Origin of the sequence: Metalysinibacillus jejuensis (genome assembly GCF_003057615.1) — a bacterium.
GTDB lineage: Bacteria > Bacillota > Bacilli > Bacillales_A > Planococcaceae > Metalysinibacillus > Metalysinibacillus jejuensis.
The window spans coordinates 1-15,901 of the sequence record NZ_QAFW01000050.1 but is presented as its reverse complement, the minus strand read 5'-3'; the positions used below and the strand labels follow the sequence as shown (position 1 = coordinate 15,901).

Below are 15,901 nucleotides of genomic sequence, written 5' to 3'. Positions count from 1 at the left end.
TGATAATTCTTTCCGTTCGCTAGGCATGCTTTTGCGATATCAATGCGTTCTTCTACAGTCGTTTTTCTTCCTTTAGTCATAGTTTGGCTCATTCCTTTACCCGAATCTTTTAATTCACTATGACTAGTATACTTGCGAATCCAACGAGATAAAACGGAACGACTACTAATTTCATATTTTAAAACTATTGCTCCTTTTGAAAGTCCATGATTTAGATAGTCTAGAACGGCTGCCTCCATCAATTCTTTTGAATAAGCTTTCCAATAACTAGATTCTTTTAATCCTTCTAAACCAGATGTTTCATACTTCCTTTGCCACTGATAAAGCGTATCCGTAGATATTTGATAGATTTCACTGATTTCAGCCCATGTATGGGTTCCCTCTTTTAACATTTGAACGGCTATAACTTTTTGTTCAATCGTATGCTTACTTCGCCCCATAAAAAATACCCCCCAATAGATAAACAGATTTTGTTTTTTCATCTGTCTACCTATTGGGGAGCATATCAAAGCCGCATAATGCGACTTTTATTGTTTTTCAAATACTTTGGTGCTACGTACGGTATCGATAGGACGTACCATACTTTCAATTTGTTCACGCTGTGCTTCTAAAAATGGAGGTAAGCTTAACTTTTCACCTAATGTTTCATATGGCTCATCCCCTATAAAACCAGGGCCATCTGTCGAAATTTCGAATAATAAATGGCGGGTAGGGCGCACGTATAAAGCGCCAAAGAAGAAGCGGTCAACAAAGCCTGACGTTGTATAGCCAAATGATTCAAGACGTTGTTGCCATTGTGCTAAATCATCTTTGCTGTCTACGCGGAAAGCGACATGGTGAATAGTACCATAGCCTTGGCGACCAGCAGGTGCTACAGGTTCATGGAGCGCAATCACTTGTGCACCGTTGCCACCTTCACCCATTGTAAACAGTTTGGCATTCCCTTCTTGCGCAGTAGGTGTCATCTTAAAAACGTTTTGTAAGATGTTTGAGAAGCCGTCTATGTTAGCGACGGCGATTGTGATGGGACCTAGCCCAGTAATAGCGTATTTTAAGGGAATAGGACCAAGTTGCCAAGGTGTTCCCGCAGCTACACCATTATTTTTTTCATCTGAAATCAATTGATAATGTTGCTGATCAAAATCATAAAAATTAAGTACTTTTTTACCGAACTGTTCGCTAATTTCTTCATGCACTACGTGTAAGCGGGTAAAGCGCTCTTTCCAGTAAACGAGTGCCTCATCTGTAGGTACGCGGAAAGCTGTGCGGCGTAATTCATTAGTACCGTGTGAGCCTTTTGGGTTATTAGGGAAATCAAAAAAGGTCATATCTGTACCAGGGCTTCCGACATCGTCTGCAAAAAATAAGTGGTACGTGCGAATGTCATCTTGATTAACGGTTTTTTTGACAAGGCGTATGCCTAATGTGTAAGTAAAGAAATCATAAATTTTTTCGGCGCTACTCGTCATCGCGGTAACGTGGTGAATCCCTTTTAGCATAAAAATGCCCCCTTTAACTATAGTAATAGTAGTATACTATAAAATTATCTTGAATTCGAGATAAATGCTCATAAGCAAAAATAAATACGCCTAGGGGTTTATACGTTATACTCAAACAGAGTTGTGAAATTATTATGAAGGAGTTGGTAAGTTGAATTCATCTATTGAACAATATGTGCACGATGAAGTAGCCAGACAAAAACTGTATAAGCGTACGTTATGGGTTGTGATTTTGTCGCAAGTTTTTGGCGGTGCTGGTCTAGCCGCAGGTATTACGGTAGGCGCACTCATAGCACAGGATATGCTAGGTACAGACAGTTTTGCGGGTTTACCTTCTGCATTATTTACATTTGGCTCGGCAGGTGCGGCATTACTTGTTGGTCAATTATCACAGCGTTATAGCCGACGTTTAGGATTAGCCACAGGTTTTTGGTTAGGAAGTTTAGGAGCGATTGGTGTAATAGCCGCGACAATCTTAACTAATATCCCGTTATTATTTATTTCATTATTAGTGTATGGCGGGGGTACTGCGACAAATTTACAAGCGCGTTATGCGGGCACAGATTTAGCGAATGCTAAACAACGTGCAACCGCGATTAGTATGGCGATGGTCTCCACCACATTTGGTGCTGTAGCAGGACCTAATCTCGTGCAAGTAATGGGCAATGTAGCGGATAGCATAGGTATTCCAACGCTTGCAGGTCCTTTTATTTTAGCTGCAGTTGCTTATGGCTTAGCTGGTCTCATACTTGCTGTCATGCTACGTCCAGATCCTTATTTAGTTGCCAAAGCTATCATTGCGAATGAAGAAAAAGCAAATGAAGCGGCACAAATTGTAGCGAAGGCAACGAATCGTGAAGGTGTAATGTTAGGTGCAACGATTATGATTGTTTCTCAAGTGGTGATGGTTGCGATTATGACAATGACACCTATTCATATGTCACATCACGGTCATGATTTACAGCAAATTGGTTTAGTTATTGGTATTCATGTAGGTGCGATGTATTTACCTTCGCTTGTTACAGGGGTACTCGTTGATAAAATTGGACGCTATGCTATGGCTATCGCAGCGGTTATTACATTAATCGCGGCTGGGGTAATGGCTGCTGTAGCACCTGTTCAATCTATGTTTTGGTTAACATTAGCATTAGCACTGCTCGGTATTGGCTGGAATTTTGGATTTATTAGTGGTACGGCTTTATTAACAGATGCTATTCATCCACTTGAGCGGGCAAAAATTCAAGGTCGTATTGACGTCTTTGTCGCCCTATCAGGTGCTGCTGGAGGAATGTTGTCAGGTGTTATTGTAGCGGGGACAAGCTATGCGACCTTATCTTATGTAGGTGCTCTTATTGCACTTGCAACGTTTGGCTTTATTCTCTATCGTAAAAAAGGCTTTAATTAACAAAAAAATCAGCGCCCTTTAAAGGAGCGCTGATTTTTTTAATGTACTTGACGGTATAAGCCGATGACACGACCTAAAATTGAAACGTGATCTAAAATGATAGGCTCCATTGTAACGTTTTCAGGCTGTAAGCGAAAATGACCTTCCTCTTTAAAGAAACGTTTTACAGTAGCTTCGTGATCTTCTGTCATCGCTACGACAATGTCACCATTATTAGCTGTGACTTGCTGTTGTACGATGACTAAATCTCCATTATGAATTCCCGCTTCAATCATAGAGTTTCCAACAATTTCTAGCATAAATAAAGAACGTTCTTCTCCGTAGACATTCGGGAGAGGGAAGTATTCCTCTATATTTTCAATCGCTGTAATGGGTGAGCCGGCTGTTACTTTTCCGACAAGTGGGACATGGATAACGTTATGTTTAGTGATGCCGTCATCAGGATGGAGTATTTCAATAGCTCTCGGTTTCGTAGCATCGCGACGTATGTAGCCCTTCTTCTCTAGACGCTCTAAGTGACCGTGAACGGTTGAACTAGAAGCGAGACCTACTGCTTCTCCAATCTCACGTACTGAAGGCGGGTAACCTTTTGTATTCACTTCGCTTTTTATAAAGTCGATAATCAGTTGCTGACGTTTAGACAATTTAGTCGTCATAGTAAATCACCTCTTTACTTTCTCTTATAATTTATGTTAAGTATAACAGCTTGATAGCTATTAATCAAACGTAAGTTCGTAAAAATGGTTGACAAAAACAAATGTTCGTATTATTATGGGAACACATATTCACAGAACGTTCATTCGTAAGGGGCGATTTTTATGAGCAAACAAGAACTTAAAAAAGAACTAATTCAACTTATTTTAGTTATTATTGTACTTAGTATTTTTCTGGCTTGGCGTTTCCGTCCGGTCGCATATGAAGAAATTAAAATAGAGCAAGGCGATAACCTTATAACATTAGCTGAACAATATAAAGGCTCACTTAGCACAGATTACTGGGTAGCCATTGTCAAAACAGAAAATGCGATTTATGATGATATTATTATGGCGGGGCAAACGTTACGCATTCCAGAAAGTAAGCCTAAAAGGCAGTTAGCGAGTGATCAATAATGGGTAGGGCAGTAATTTATTGTAGAGTGAGCACTACGAAAGAAACACAGCAAAGTTCGTTAGCTCGGCAGCAGCAAGAGCTCGAGACTTTTGCCACCAAACTTGGCTATGATGTCGTAGCTAGTTTTCACGATCAACATAGCGGCTATGATATCGAACGTGACGGTTTATTAAGCATGCTTGATTATATGAAGCAAAACGCTGTCAATGCCGTACTTATTCAAGATGAAACCCGTTTAGCTAGAGGTAATGCACGCATCGCAGTACTTCACTTACTTCAGAAGATGGGTGCTACAGTAGTAACATTAAATGAAGCGGGTCCGCTTCATTTAAATGATATGGATACGATGTTGCTTGAAATATTGGCTATTGTTGAGGAATACCAGCGTAAGTTGCACAATGCTAAAATTAAACGGGGCATGCAGCGTGCTGTAGCACAAGGTTATCGACCTCAAGACAACCTAAAAAATCGCGGCAAAATTGAAGGTGCACCACGCATTGAAGTACCTATTGAAGAAATTGTACGCTTGCGTGAACATGGGTTAACATTTCAAGAAATTACAACTACATTAAACGGCTTAGGTTATCAAGTAAGTAAAGCGACAGTTAATCGACGCTATTTAGCCTATGAACAAGAGATGTCTGCTGAAAAGTAGGCATCTTTTTTGAAAAAACTTTCACGATGAGTAGCGCAAGCGATAAGTTGCGTATTTTAACTTCTTTTAGGCAGAAGTCACCCGATTTTCTATAAGTGAGTGATGAATGCCGCTCGGTGTGAGGAGTACGTTTAGGCACTAGCAGACTGAAAATAAACAGCTACCATTGTGAGTAAAGAAATACGCTCATACGTATGCTTTGTTCCTAAGAAGCTCCCACTTTAAGCGTTAAGAATCGATGGGTTTAGCTAAGTGGTGAGTAGTTCAAAAGATATTACTTGCACTTCATGCATAATTTTCATACCTTTATTAAAGAAGAAAGGTGTGAACTAAAAATGTTATCACAAGAAAAAATTGCTCGTATTAATGAGCTCTCTAAAAAAGCAAAAGCAGGAATTTTAACAGAGGAAGAAGCGAAAGAACGTTCAATGTTGCGTAAAGAGTATTTAACTTCATTCCGTCAATCGATGCGCAATACCATCGAAAATGTTACAGTAATGGATGAACAAGGAAACGATGTAACGCCAGAAAAAGTAAAACAAGCAAAAGCAAAACGTAATTTGAATTAAGTATGTCACATTTGTAAAAAGTATGGCTTAAAACCGATAAAAGCATTGTTTTCTCTAGGGATGTTGTCTACACTATTAAATGAAACTATTTAGCACGAGAAAGGATGTCACATACAAATGACGCAAACTCCGGATCAACTTGCAATTAATGCAATCCGTACATTGTCAATTGACGCAATCGAAAAAGCAAACTCAGGTCACCCAGGTTTACCAATGGGGGCTGCTCCAATGGCGTATACGCTTTGGACAAAACATTTACGCCATAACCCACAAAATCCAAATTGGTATAACCGCGACCGCTTTGTATTATCTGCAGGTCATGGCTCTATGCTTTTATACAGCCTATTACACCTAGGTGGCTATGACTTACCGATGTCAGAAATTAAAAATTTCCGCCAGTGGGATTCATTAACACCAGGTCACCCTGAATACGGTCATACTGTTGGAGTTGAAGCAACGACAGGCCCATTAGGTCAAGGTATTGCAATGACTGTTGGTATGGCAATGGCTGAGGCACATTTAGCAGCAAAATATAACAAACCAGGCCATAACATTGTAGACCATTATACGTATGCGATTTGCGGCGATGGTGACTTAATGGAAGGTGTAGCAGCTGAGGCAATCTCGTTAGCAGGTCACCTACAACTTGAAAAGCTAATCGTGCTGTATGATAGTAATGATATTTCTTTAGATGGCGATCTTGGTATGGCGTTCTCAGAAAACATCCAAAAGCGCTTTGAATCATACGGTTGGAATTACTTACGTGTTGATGATGGAAATGATGTAGTAGATTTAGAATCTAAAATCGAAAAAGCTAAAGAATTAAATGGCAAACCAACATTAATCGAAGTAAAGACAGTTATTGGCTTCGGTTCACCAAATAAATCAGGTAAGTCAGATTCACACGGTGCTCCACTTGGTACGGATGAAGTCGCTTTAACGAAAACGGCTTATAAATGGGAGCATGAGCCATTTGCGATTCCACAAGAAGTGTATGACACATTTAAAGAGGCAGCGATGCGTCAAGGTACTGAGGAAGAAGTCGCTTGGAATGCAAGCTTTAAAGCATACCAAGAAGAATACCCAGAACTTGCGGCAGAGTTTGAAAACGCAATGGCTGGCGATCTTCCTGCAGATTTTGCTAAAGATGTACCTGTTTATGAAGAAGGTAAATCAATTGCGACACGTTCTTCATCAGGTGAAGTCATTAATGCAATTGCTAAAAACTTACCAAGCTTCTTTGGTGGTAGTGCCGACCTTGCTAGCTCTAATAAAACAATGATGAAGGGCGAAGGCGACTTCGGTCCTAATAACTATGCAGGTCGTAATATTTGGTTTGGCGTACGTGAATTTGCTATGGGTGCTGCACTTAATGGTATGGCATTACATGGTGGTGTTAACGTTTACGGTAGTACATTCTTCGTATTCTCTGACTATGTACGTCCAGCCATTCGTCTATCAGCATTAATGGGTCTTCCTGTAACATATGTATTTACACATGACTCAATTGCTGTAGGTGAAGATGGTCCAACACATGAACCAATCGAGCATTTAGCTTCACTACGTGCAATGCCAAACTTAAACGTGATTCGTCCAGCAGATGCGAATGAATCAGCAGAAGCTTGGAAGCAAGCAGTAATGGCAGTAGACACACCGACGGTTTTAGTATTATCTCGTCAAAACTTACCGGTACTAGCATCAACGGCTGATACAGCAGCTGATGGTGTAGCACGCGGCGGCTATGTCGTAGCTAAAGCACAAAAAGAAACACCAGATGCCATTATTATTGCGGCAGGCTCTGAAGTTTCGCTTGCAGTAGAGGCACAAAAAGCACTTGCTACAGAAGGTATTGATGTATCTGTTGTTTCGATGCCATCAACATATAACTTTGACAAGCAAGATGCAGCGTATAAAGAAAGCGTATTACCAAAAGCCGTAACGAAACGTTTAGCTGTAGAAATGGGCGCAACATTAGGTTGGCACAAATATACAGGTCTTGAAGGCGATGTATTAGGTATTGATACATTTGGCGCTTCAGCACCAGGCGAATTAGTTATGGAAAAATACGGTTTCACAGTTGAAAACGTAGTAGCGAAAGTAAAAGCGTTATAATAGTAAAAGGGTCATCCGATTTTTGGATGACCCTTTTTTATGTAGTTGCGCTTGCGCAACGAAATGTAGCAACATCCTATTAACCATTTGCTTTATACTAACGTATAAGAGGAGGTAGGCTATCTATGAACGAACGATTACGTATATTGCGTGAGCAAGCAGGCTTGTCACAAGAGCAACTTGCAGGACAAATACATATCACGCGCCAGGCAATTTCGAAATGGGAGCCAGGACATGCAGAGCCAAGTATTGAGGTATTGATTGCCTTAGCGCAACTCTATGATGTAACGATAGATTATATCGTGACTGGCAAACAAACGGAGGAGCCTGTGGCATTTATATTGCCTAAAACAACAACAGAGCTCGTCTTACACTTTGCACAAGAAAATAAAGGTATGATTATTGCAATTGTTGCTATTTTGTCAGGGCTTATCATTAGTATCATTGGACTAGTCATATAATGGTATGTCGTTTAGTGCGTGTAAAGGTGAAGATATTAAGAAGTACTGTAATGCTGAGTAGCGTTATAGCAGAAACGGTCACAGCTTGTGCGGTGTCCATTAATGCAGAGAAATCTTCAATCGCCACAAGGTATTGCGTATAGCGAATTTGACACATAAGTGCAATAGCACATGCGAGCATGCTAACAACGGCAAACTGTCCCCAGTTAGTTTTATTTTTACGTAATAAATAGATAATAGGTAAAAACCAAGCGACTAAACCTAGTAGTAAGCTTGCGATATTTAACCATCCCATACGACAAACAACCCCTTTCGTTTAGTATATAGGACGTTACAGTAAAGGGAAGGTTGCCACTAAGTAAAATAAGCGAGACAAACTAGCGCTAGTTTGTCTCGCTTATTATTTGAGTTTATGTTGAAATGCATATACTACAGCTTGTGTACGGTCCTGTACATCCAGCTTTGCTAAAATATTACTAACGTGTGTTTTTACCGTTTTAAGGGCAATAAAGAGTTCATCAGCAATATCTTGATTGGTTTTACCATCAGCTAGTAGTGACAGCACCTCTCGCTCACGCTCTGTAAGTTGCTCATGAAGCGGCTGTTCGATGCCGCGCATGCGCTTCATCATCTTAGTAGTCACCTCAGGCTCAAGTACAGACTCACCTGTTACGGTTTTACGAATAGCTTCGGCAATATGTTTTGCATTTGTTGTTTTAAGCAAATAGCTGACTGCGCCTGCTTCGAGTGCAGGATAAACCTTATCATCATCTAAAAAGCTCGTTAGCATCATAATTTTAGCCTCAGGCCATGCTTGTATAATTTGTTCAGCTGCTTCAGGCCCTGTCATAACGGGCATCACATTGTCCATAATAATGACGTCAGGGCGCAGTGCTAATGCGACTTCTACAGCCTCTTTGCCATTAATAGCTTCGGCAATAACTTCCATATCGGGTTGTGCGTTTAAATACGCAGATATTCCAATGCGTACCATCTCATGGTCATCCGCATGTACAATACGAATCATATACGATCTCCTAACTGTGTTTTTACTTCAATCATTGTGCCCTCACCAGGCACGGAAACAATATTATAAATACAGCCAATTTCAACGGCGCGTTCAGCGATGTTTTGTAGCCCGTAGCTTGTTGTTTTATCACGTGCCAAATCAAAGCCAACACCATTGTCTTGAATGCGTAAAATAGCGGTGTTATTACGTTCAATAAACGAGAGTTCAAGTTCCGTTGCTTTTGCATGGCGCAAGGTGTTAGATAGCGCCTCTTGTGCAATACGAAACAAGTGATCCTCTTCAGCGCGTGATAGTGCAATTTCTTCAATATGATAATCAATAGGGAAGTAGACTTTTTGTTGTAACTCGACAATTAACTCCTCTAAGCCTTGAGCTAGCGTTTTATTTTTGAGTGCTACTGGGCGGAGGTGTAAGAGTAAGGCACGCATTTCGAGCTGTGCTTGCTGTACAATATGCTCTACTTGCAATAACGTTTTATCTGGTATGTCTTCCTGTTCAGTTAGTGCAGATAATAGCATAGAGGCTGCAAATAATTGTTGGGATACAGAGTCATGCAACTCACGTGCTAAGTGTTGACGCTCTGCAATAATACGTTCTTGTGTGACTTCATCAACTGTTGCTGTTCGTTGTTCTGATAGCTTTTGTAAACTTTTACGTTGTGTTTCAATTAACGTTTGTGTTTGACGAAGAGATTTACGTAACAAACGAGGAGAACGTTTTATTTGTTTTTCTTGAAGCTCGTGCTTATTGGCCTTTTTTAATAGGCGAGAAGCTTGCGAGTCGCGTAGTAAAATCGTAATCGTCATCCAAAGCGCAGTTAAAAAAGCAGCGGCTGTAATAATTAGTATAATAAAAATAACGATAGGGGCGCCTTCAAACTGTTGCTCCCAAAGAGGTGACCAGTTATTTTTTGTCGGCTCACCTAGCACAATAAATAGCGCAAGGGCTACCGCCATCATAAATAAAAATTGCAAGGAAAACCAACGAGAGAAAAATGCTATCATGCGTACATCACCTCCACATCACCAACTAATGCAGATACATGGATAACCATTTCTCGCAAATTTTGCTCTGCAGGAATCGTAGTATGCCAGGTGCTATTTTTTAATCGCTTTGTGGCCATAGGTAACTTAGCTTCGCCGTAAAAGGTAGAAAATACAAAGCGAACAGGTACATCATGCGGCAAAATAATTTGTACATTGCCGAGGAGTTGTTGCACCGTAATTACGGACGTACCACGTGGTAAAACCGTTTGTGTTGTATCAATGACAACTTTTCCGCCTAGGCGTAACATATTAACATCTCGCCAAGCATACGTGTCACTGTCTGTTTCAGTTTGAAAGAAAGGATTACTCGTAACGCGTGAAGTGTCCGTAGCTTCGTTAAATATTGCTTTTTTCTGTGTATCTTTTTTATAATAAAAATAAATATAATACAGTGCAATAATAACAGCCGCAATGCGTAAAGTTATAAGCGAAAATAAGGCGATAGCGAGTGCTACGAGCCCAATAGCGAGCAAACTGTTACGATGTCGCTTAATACCCTCATATAAAAATAGTGCGGTAATTATTAGTAAAATAATAGCGCCGTTATTAAGTGTAATGATCTCAATTAACACAGCGGCCCCAAAGAGTGCCAGTAGAGATTTTAAGGTTGTAGGCGTCATAATTTCCTCCTTATATCACAAAGCGAGCTGCTCGAGGTGAGCAACTCTACTTTTGAAATTATAGCACTTTTTCAGCTTGTTGTTGTAATTTTGCAAGGCGATATTCATACATCGACTGTTGTTGCTGTGCGGTAATATCAACAGCGAGGTTATCAATGTAACGTTCTGCAGACTCAAAGTTTTGTAGCGCGCTGTCTGCCTTACCTTGTAAAATAGTGTTCATTGTATGGTTAGCGCGTGTGACATTTTCCTTACCCATTAGCTGCAATTGACGTACACGCATATCTTTAATTTTATGTTTCATTTCCTCGTAGCGACGTTCCATATCTAAATACTGGCTTGCGGTTAAAGTGATGCTATCCTCTAACGTCGCTTTACGATTTTGGTAAATGCTCACTTCTTGAGCAGCAAAGGCAATTAAATCTTGCTCGTCGCTTTGTTCTGCGAGTTGTAATTGTGCCTCGCGTTTCTCTAGCATAGCTGTAGCTGTTGCAAGCTCTTGCTCAAGCTTTGTTTTAAGTTGAGCTTGGCGAGCGAGTAATTTTCCTGTTGCGGCTACTTGCTTTTCGGCGTCGTGTAAATATTTTGTTAACATAACGGCTGGATTTTTACTTTCCTTTTTATCTAAGGCAAAGTTAACCTCTGCTTCTACTGTAGTGAAAAATCGTTTAAAAATGTTTGTCATTGTGTTTCGCTCCTTTTATTTTGTTAAGTTAGCCCATTCGCGTTCAAAACTTGCGAAAGGATCGACTGCTGTAATTTCTGGTGCTTGGTCTGTAGCTTTAATATTTTTATACACATAGTACACAGCGTAAAGTGCGATTAACCCAAGTAAGGCTGGCACGTTTGATACCGCTGTAATGGCGCTAATGCCACCTACAAAAATATAGAACACTTTAAGTAGTGAAGATGTGGTGCGGTTAAATAAGTAAATGCTACCTCCTGCAATAGCGAGTGATAATGCAAGTACAGCAAGTGGTCCGATTGATGCGAATGCCACTAAGATGGCGATAAAACCTAAGCTTAAAAGTAAAAGTTTTTTCATGATTGTTGCTCCCTTCGATTTGTTACTCTTATCTTATCAAGCGTCTACAAAGTGCGTAATGGGCGCAAAGTTGATTTTATTCTAGGTCTTGAGGCTGAGACGCTATCAGACGTTTGCAAAGAATACAAACTTTAGGTTAATTTATGGTTAGGATATAGTAACAGTGCCTAATTTATTGTATAATGCAGTGTGGAGATAAAATCTCGGAAGAAAGTAGCGGAGGAGGTTTAGCAATAATGCAATTATGGCTTGCTATTTTACTTATCGTTGTAGCATTAATCGCAGGGGCAGCGCTTGGTTTCTATTTCGCCCGTCAATACATGATGAAATATTTAAAAGAGAACCCACCTATTAATGAACAAATGATTCGTGTCATGATGGCGCAAATGGGACGTAAACCGTCTGAAAAACAAGTGCGTCAAATGATGTCACAGATGAATAAATTCCAATAATACTAAAAAGCATCCTTTACGCATTTCGTAAAGGATGCTTTTGTTATTCAGTAATTTTGTAAGCAGGCACATATTCATCTAAAAATTTACTTACCACTTGTAAATAGTCGCGTGGGTTTTCGTTAAAGGCATCTGCGTGCCCACCTTTGTCAAATAGTTTAAGCATTTTTGGGCCGGTTTTTACTTCATACATTGCCTTAGTCATCTCGTGCGGGATAAATAAGTCAGGAATAGTATGAATAAAGAGCACAGGTTTTGTAATGTTTTTAACGGCTGTAATGGGATTAACATCTTTTAAATAGTAGCCGTCACGCATACGTAAAAAGAAGTTAGCTAAGTGTAGTGGAATAGGTGTATTAAATTTCATATCTTTATGTGCAATTAAGCTCACGAGTTCGCCAAAATCGGAGAAGGCGCAGTCTGCAATGTAAAAATCAGCTTTGTCTTCTAATAGCCCTGCATAGAGTAGTGTAGTGGCTGCTCCCATCGACTCGCCGTGCACGCCGATAATAGCGTCGTCGCCAACCACTTGACGCACGGATTTCACTACAGCCTCTAGGTCGATTTTTTCGTAATAACCAAAACTGGTCGTTTTACCACCTGAGTTACCATGACGTCGATGATCATAAATAACAGAATTATAGCCGAGCTTTTCAAAAAGGCGAGCAAAGCGTACAGAGTTAATTTTATTTTCAGTAACACCATGGCAAATAATCATTGTGTTTTTAGTTTCGAGCGGTTTTAATACAACGCCACTAATCGTATAGCCGTTTGGTGATTCGATGGTTAGTTCCGTATCTTTATATTGATTATACCAAGCCTCATCAAAGCGTTTAGCCAGCGTTTCACGCTCTAAAATAAAAGCATCATCTTTTTTCTTAATATACATTAAACGGTTCGATAGTTTAATGCCAAATACAGTCGTTGCAATAGTAGCAAGTGCAGTAGTGACGGCAGATGCTAGGAGCCATTTCTTTTTCTTTGTCATTAATACGCCTCCTCATCAATATTCCTTTTAATTGTAATGGAAGAAAAACTGCGGTGCACGTAAAAAGCATTACTGTTATAACGACAAGGAACAAGTGACATATAGTAAATTATCTAACAATTTGGTAAACTGAAAGTACATGTCAAAACAAAGGGTGGCATGAGAGAAAAAGGGGGCAGTTTATAATGACAGAAGTAGTAATTGTAAGTGCTGTGCGTACAGCAATCGGATCTTTTCAAGGTGCATTAAAAGATGTAGCTGCGACAAAACTTGGGGCAATTGTTATTGAAGGGGCTTTAACGAAAGCAGGTATTGATGGCGCTATTGTAGATGAGGTTATTATGGGCAATGTGCTACAAGCGGGCTTAGGACAAAACCCGGCGCGTCAAGCAGCAATTCAAGCAGGCTTACCACAAACTGTACCTGCGATGACAATTAATAAAGTATGTGGCTCTGGTTTAAAAGCAGTCCATTTAGCGACACAGGCAATTAAGGCAGGCGACGCAGAGATTATTGTAGCAGGTGGTTTTGAAAATATGAGCCAAGCACCTTATTTGATGCCAAAAGCACGACAAGGCTATCGTATGGGTGATCAAAAAGTAATAGACAGTATGGTACACGATGGTTTATGGTGTGCGTTTAATGATTATCATATGGGTATCACAGCTGAAAACCTATGTGATAACTATAATATTACACGTGAAGAACAAGACGCTTTTTCTGCGCGTTCACAGCAACGCGCCCAAGCGGCGATTACAGCAGGAAAATTTGTTGATGAAATTATTGCGGTCGAAATCCCACAGCGCAAAGGCGATCCTATAGTCTTTAACCAAGATGAGTATGTTAAAGGGGAGACAACAGAAGCATCACTCGGCAAATTACGTCCAGCGTTTAAACGTGATGGCTCAGTCACAGCAGGTAATGCATCGGGCATTAATGATGGTGCAGCTGCAGTTGTTGTTATGGCTAAAGCTAAAGCCGAAGAACTTGGTTTAACGCCACTTGTAACAATCGCATCAAATGCATCAGCTGGTGTTGATCCGGCTATTATGGGCATTGGTCCTGTAACAGCAGTTAAAAAAGCGTTAGCAAAAGCAGGCGTGGCATTAAATGAAATGGACGTTATTGAAGCGAATGAAGCATTTGCCGCACAGTCCATTGCAGTTGACAAAGAGCTTAAATTCGACCATGATAAATTAAATGTTAACGGCGGAGCTATTGCACTTGGCCACCCAATTGGGGCAAGCGGTGCGCGTATTTTAGTAACGCTTATCCATGAGATGCAAAAGCAGGATGCTAAAAAAGGTTTAGCTACTTTATGTATTGGTGGCGGTCAGGGCGTTGCAACAGTCGTTACACGCTAAAAGAAGGTGAAATACTATGGCAAAAAAACGCGGACAAAAAGTCGCAGGCACAGTGAAAAAACAAGAAGATACCGTAACAATTGCGGATCAACTTGGCGGCGATATGCTTGAAAAGCTTGCACAAATGAAAAAGGATTTAACAAAGCAAGAAGAGCAACAAGCTATCGAACGTGAGGAACAATTACGTCGTGAGCGCAAAGAACGCGAAAAGAACAAAACATTTGAAGAACTACTAGAAGAGTATGGCGATGTAGGTTCTAAATTTTAACATAAAAGCAACTTCATTGAAAAATGAAGTTGCTTTTATGTTATGTGGATGAAATAATATAACACGGAAAGGATGTTTATATGAAAAAAATAATAGGCAGTATGATAGTAAGCTTAGTAATTTTGCTTTCACCGATAGTGACGCAAGCTTTTTATTATGATGTTAGACACAATGATGAAACCTACGGTGCTATTGAGTACTTATCGCATATTGGTGTAGTGAAAGGGGTAAACGGAGCATATAATCCACAACATAATGTAACTAATCGTCAAGTTGCACTTATGTTAGTGCGTGCACTTCAGCAACAACAAGCAAAATATAAAAATCCAAATTTTGCGGATGTTCGTACTTCAGACGATGGCTATAAAGAAATTGCGATTGCAACAGAACTAGGTATTTTTCCGAAAGAAAAATATTTTTATCCAAATCGACCAATTACACGAGAAGGAATGGCACGTGCATTAACCCGTGCATTTCAATTGAAGCCAAATAGTACACACTCATTTCGTGATGTACCAAAAAATTATTGGGCACACAGCTATATTTCCACACTCGCAGCCCATAATATTACAACAGGCTATGGTGATGGCACATTTAAGCCTAAACAGCAATTAACGCGTGCTCATTTTGCAGCGTTTGTGGCACGTGCATTAGTGCCTGAAATTCGACCAAGTAAACAACAAATAAAATTTAATCAGGGTATGATGCCAAGCGCCGATGTTACTATTCAAAATTTCATGTATCAATATGGAAAGTACACATATGAAAATAATATCTTCCATTATTTCTCTGAAGAAAATCATGGTTACAATGTGGTGTGGTGTGACGATACTATAGCTTATGAAGAGCAAGAAGAGTATTTTGTTTCTACTATTTATGACGATGTAGTAATGCCTTACCCATTATATCAAGGTAAAACATGGTATGATGAGCTCTTAATAGGTGGTGTAGGCAAATTTAAAATAATTACAACAAACGGCATAGCTGTAACGCCTGTACAAGTATATAAGGATGTTGTCATTGTGACATTTACGAGGGAAGATACCTATGCTGCAAAAACATTTTGGTTTGCGAAAAATCGTGGATTAATCCGCGTAATTGATGATTTTGGCAGTGGTGGGTATTGGCAAGAACGACCAATTTAACACGTAGAGGCTGGGACAAAACCCTGCTTATAAATGAAAAGCCCTTGAACTTTTACATGGCGTAAAAGTTCAAGGGCTTTGATTTTTGTGGTTAAAAAAGAACACCTTCTGTTAAAATAAAGTCACCAAAAC

General features: G+C 40.0%; 20 protein-coding genes. 10 read left to right on the top strand and 10 right to left on the bottom strand.

Features of this window, described 5'->3' with window-relative positions:
- Both DDE80_RS11975 and DDE80_RS11970 read right to left on the bottom strand, forming a co-directional pair.
- A partial coding sequence (locus DDE80_RS11975) for a helix-turn-helix domain-containing protein (RefSeq protein WP_153060899.1) occupies nucleotides 1-482 on the bottom strand: 482 nt, incomplete at its 3' end.
- 45 nt (nucleotides 483-527) lie between these two features.
- A complete protein-coding gene (locus DDE80_RS11970; protein ID WP_427901812.1) occupies nucleotides 528-1,499 on the bottom strand; it encodes a ring-cleaving dioxygenase in 972 nt (323 codons plus the stop codon).
- Nucleotides 1,500-1,650: 151 nt separating this feature from the next.
- Between DDE80_RS11970 and DDE80_RS11965 the strand changes: the two genes are divergently transcribed.
- On the top strand, nucleotides 1,651-2,904 hold the full coding sequence (locus DDE80_RS11965) for an MFS transporter (RefSeq protein WP_108308016.1): 1,254 nt from the start codon (nucleotides 1,651-1,653) through the stop codon (nucleotides 2,902-2,904).
- Nucleotides 2,905-2,942: 38 nt separating this feature from the next.
- On the opposite strand, the gene lexA is transcribed toward DDE80_RS11965, so the two are convergent.
- Nucleotides 2,943-3,560: a transcriptional repressor LexA gene (gene lexA, locus DDE80_RS11960; RefSeq protein ID WP_108308014.1), complete on the bottom strand. Its 618-nt coding sequence runs from the start codon at nucleotides 3,558-3,560 to the stop codon at nucleotides 2,943-2,945.
- 162 nt (nucleotides 3,561-3,722) lie between these two features.
- On the opposite strand from lexA, the gene yneA reads away from it, so the two are divergent.
- The 5 genes from yneA to DDE80_RS11935 all read left to right on the top strand — a co-directional run bounded on the left by yneA (nucleotide 3,723) and on the right by DDE80_RS11935 (nucleotide 7,811).
- Entirely contained in the window at nucleotides 3,723-4,013 is a 291-nt protein-coding gene (gene yneA / locus DDE80_RS11955) for a cell division suppressor protein YneA (protein WP_108308013.1), read from the top strand.
- Nucleotides 4,013-4,669: a YneB family resolvase-like protein gene (locus DDE80_RS11950; RefSeq protein ID WP_108308011.1), complete on the top strand. Its 657-nt coding sequence runs from the start codon at nucleotides 4,013-4,015 to the stop codon at nucleotides 4,667-4,669. The genes yneA and DDE80_RS11950 overlap by 1 nt, the downstream gene beginning before the upstream one ends.
- Before the next feature lie 335 nt (nucleotides 4,670-5,004).
- The gene (locus DDE80_RS11945) at nucleotides 5,005-5,238 is read left to right on the top strand and encodes a DUF896 domain-containing protein (protein WP_108308010.1); all 234 of its coding nucleotides are present in this window, start codon (nucleotides 5,005-5,007) and stop codon (nucleotides 5,236-5,238) included.
- 117 nt (nucleotides 5,239-5,355) lie between these two features.
- Nucleotides 5,356-7,350, top strand: coding sequence for a transketolase (gene tkt / locus DDE80_RS11940; RefSeq protein ID WP_108308008.1), 1,995 nt, complete (start codon nucleotides 5,356-5,358; stop codon nucleotides 7,348-7,350).
- Between the two features lie 125 nt (nucleotides 7,351-7,475).
- Nucleotides 7,476-7,811, top strand: a complete 336-nt coding sequence (locus DDE80_RS11935) for a helix-turn-helix domain-containing protein (RefSeq protein WP_108308006.1) — start codon at nucleotides 7,476-7,478, stop codon at nucleotides 7,809-7,811.
- Here DDE80_RS11935 and DDE80_RS11930 read toward each other — a convergent pair.
- The 6 genes from DDE80_RS11930 to DDE80_RS11905 all read right to left on the bottom strand — a co-directional run bounded on the left by DDE80_RS11930 (nucleotide 7,804) and on the right by DDE80_RS11905 (nucleotide 11,552).
- Nucleotides 7,804-8,106 carry a hypothetical protein gene (locus DDE80_RS11930; protein ID WP_108308005.1) on the bottom strand — a complete coding sequence of 101 codons (303 nt, stop codon included), beginning with the start codon at nucleotides 8,104-8,106 and terminating at the stop codon, nucleotides 7,804-7,806. The genes DDE80_RS11935 and DDE80_RS11930 overlap by 8 nt on opposite strands.
- 105 nt (nucleotides 8,107-8,211) lie before the next feature.
- The gene (locus DDE80_RS11925) at nucleotides 8,212-8,838 is read right to left on the bottom strand and encodes a response regulator transcription factor (RefSeq protein ID WP_108308003.1); all 627 of its coding nucleotides are present in this window, start codon (nucleotides 8,836-8,838) and stop codon (nucleotides 8,212-8,214) included.
- Nucleotides 8,835-9,845, bottom strand: a complete 1,011-nt coding sequence (locus DDE80_RS11920; protein WP_108308002.1) for a sensor histidine kinase — start codon at nucleotides 9,843-9,845, stop codon at nucleotides 8,835-8,837. Before DDE80_RS11920 ends, DDE80_RS11925 begins: the two co-directional genes overlap by 4 nt.
- The gene (gene liaF / locus DDE80_RS11915) at nucleotides 9,842-10,507 is read right to left on the bottom strand and encodes a cell wall-active antibiotics response protein LiaF (RefSeq protein WP_108308001.1); all 666 of its coding nucleotides are present in this window, start codon (nucleotides 10,505-10,507) and stop codon (nucleotides 9,842-9,844) included. The genes DDE80_RS11920 and liaF overlap by 4 nt, the downstream gene beginning before the upstream one ends.
- A gap of 58 nt (nucleotides 10,508-10,565) precedes the next feature.
- On the bottom strand, nucleotides 10,566-11,192 hold the full coding sequence (locus DDE80_RS11910) for a PspA/IM30 family protein (protein ID WP_108308000.1): 627 nt from the start codon (nucleotides 11,190-11,192) through the stop codon (nucleotides 10,566-10,568).
- 15 nt (nucleotides 11,193-11,207) lie between these two features.
- Nucleotides 11,208-11,552, bottom strand: coding sequence for a lmo0954 family membrane protein (locus DDE80_RS11905; protein WP_108307998.1), 345 nt, complete (start codon nucleotides 11,550-11,552; stop codon nucleotides 11,208-11,210).
- Between the two features lie 236 nt (nucleotides 11,553-11,788).
- Between DDE80_RS11905 and DDE80_RS11900 the strand changes: the two genes are divergently transcribed.
- Entirely contained in the window at nucleotides 11,789-12,004 is a 216-nt protein-coding gene (locus tag DDE80_RS11900) for a YneF family protein (protein WP_108307996.1), read from the top strand.
- 43 nt (nucleotides 12,005-12,047) lie between these two features.
- Here DDE80_RS11900 and DDE80_RS11895 read toward each other — a convergent pair whose 3' ends face one another.
- Nucleotides 12,048-12,992: an alpha/beta hydrolase gene (locus tag DDE80_RS11895; protein WP_108307994.1), complete on the bottom strand. Its 945-nt coding sequence runs from the start codon at nucleotides 12,990-12,992 to the stop codon at nucleotides 12,048-12,050.
- A 185-nt stretch (nucleotides 12,993-13,177) separates the two neighbouring features.
- Here DDE80_RS11895 and DDE80_RS11890 point away from each other — a divergent pair, with 185 nt between their 5' ends.
- The 3 genes from DDE80_RS11890 (at nucleotide 13,178) to DDE80_RS11880 (ending at nucleotide 15,769) form a co-directional block, all read left to right on the top strand.
- Nucleotides 13,178-14,356, top strand: coding sequence for an acetyl-CoA C-acetyltransferase (locus tag DDE80_RS11890; protein WP_108307993.1), 1,179 nt, complete (start codon nucleotides 13,178-13,180; stop codon nucleotides 14,354-14,356).
- A 16-nt stretch (nucleotides 14,357-14,372) separates the two neighbouring features.
- Nucleotides 14,373-14,624, top strand: coding sequence for a YqkE family protein (locus DDE80_RS11885; protein ID WP_108307992.1), 252 nt, complete (start codon nucleotides 14,373-14,375; stop codon nucleotides 14,622-14,624).
- A gap of 80 nt (nucleotides 14,625-14,704) precedes the next feature.
- The gene (locus DDE80_RS11880; RefSeq protein ID WP_108307990.1) at nucleotides 14,705-15,769 is read left to right on the top strand and encodes an S-layer homology domain-containing protein; all 1,065 of its coding nucleotides are present in this window, start codon (nucleotides 14,705-14,707) and stop codon (nucleotides 15,767-15,769) included.
- The last annotated feature ends 132 nt before the right edge of the window (nucleotides 15,770-15,901 follow it).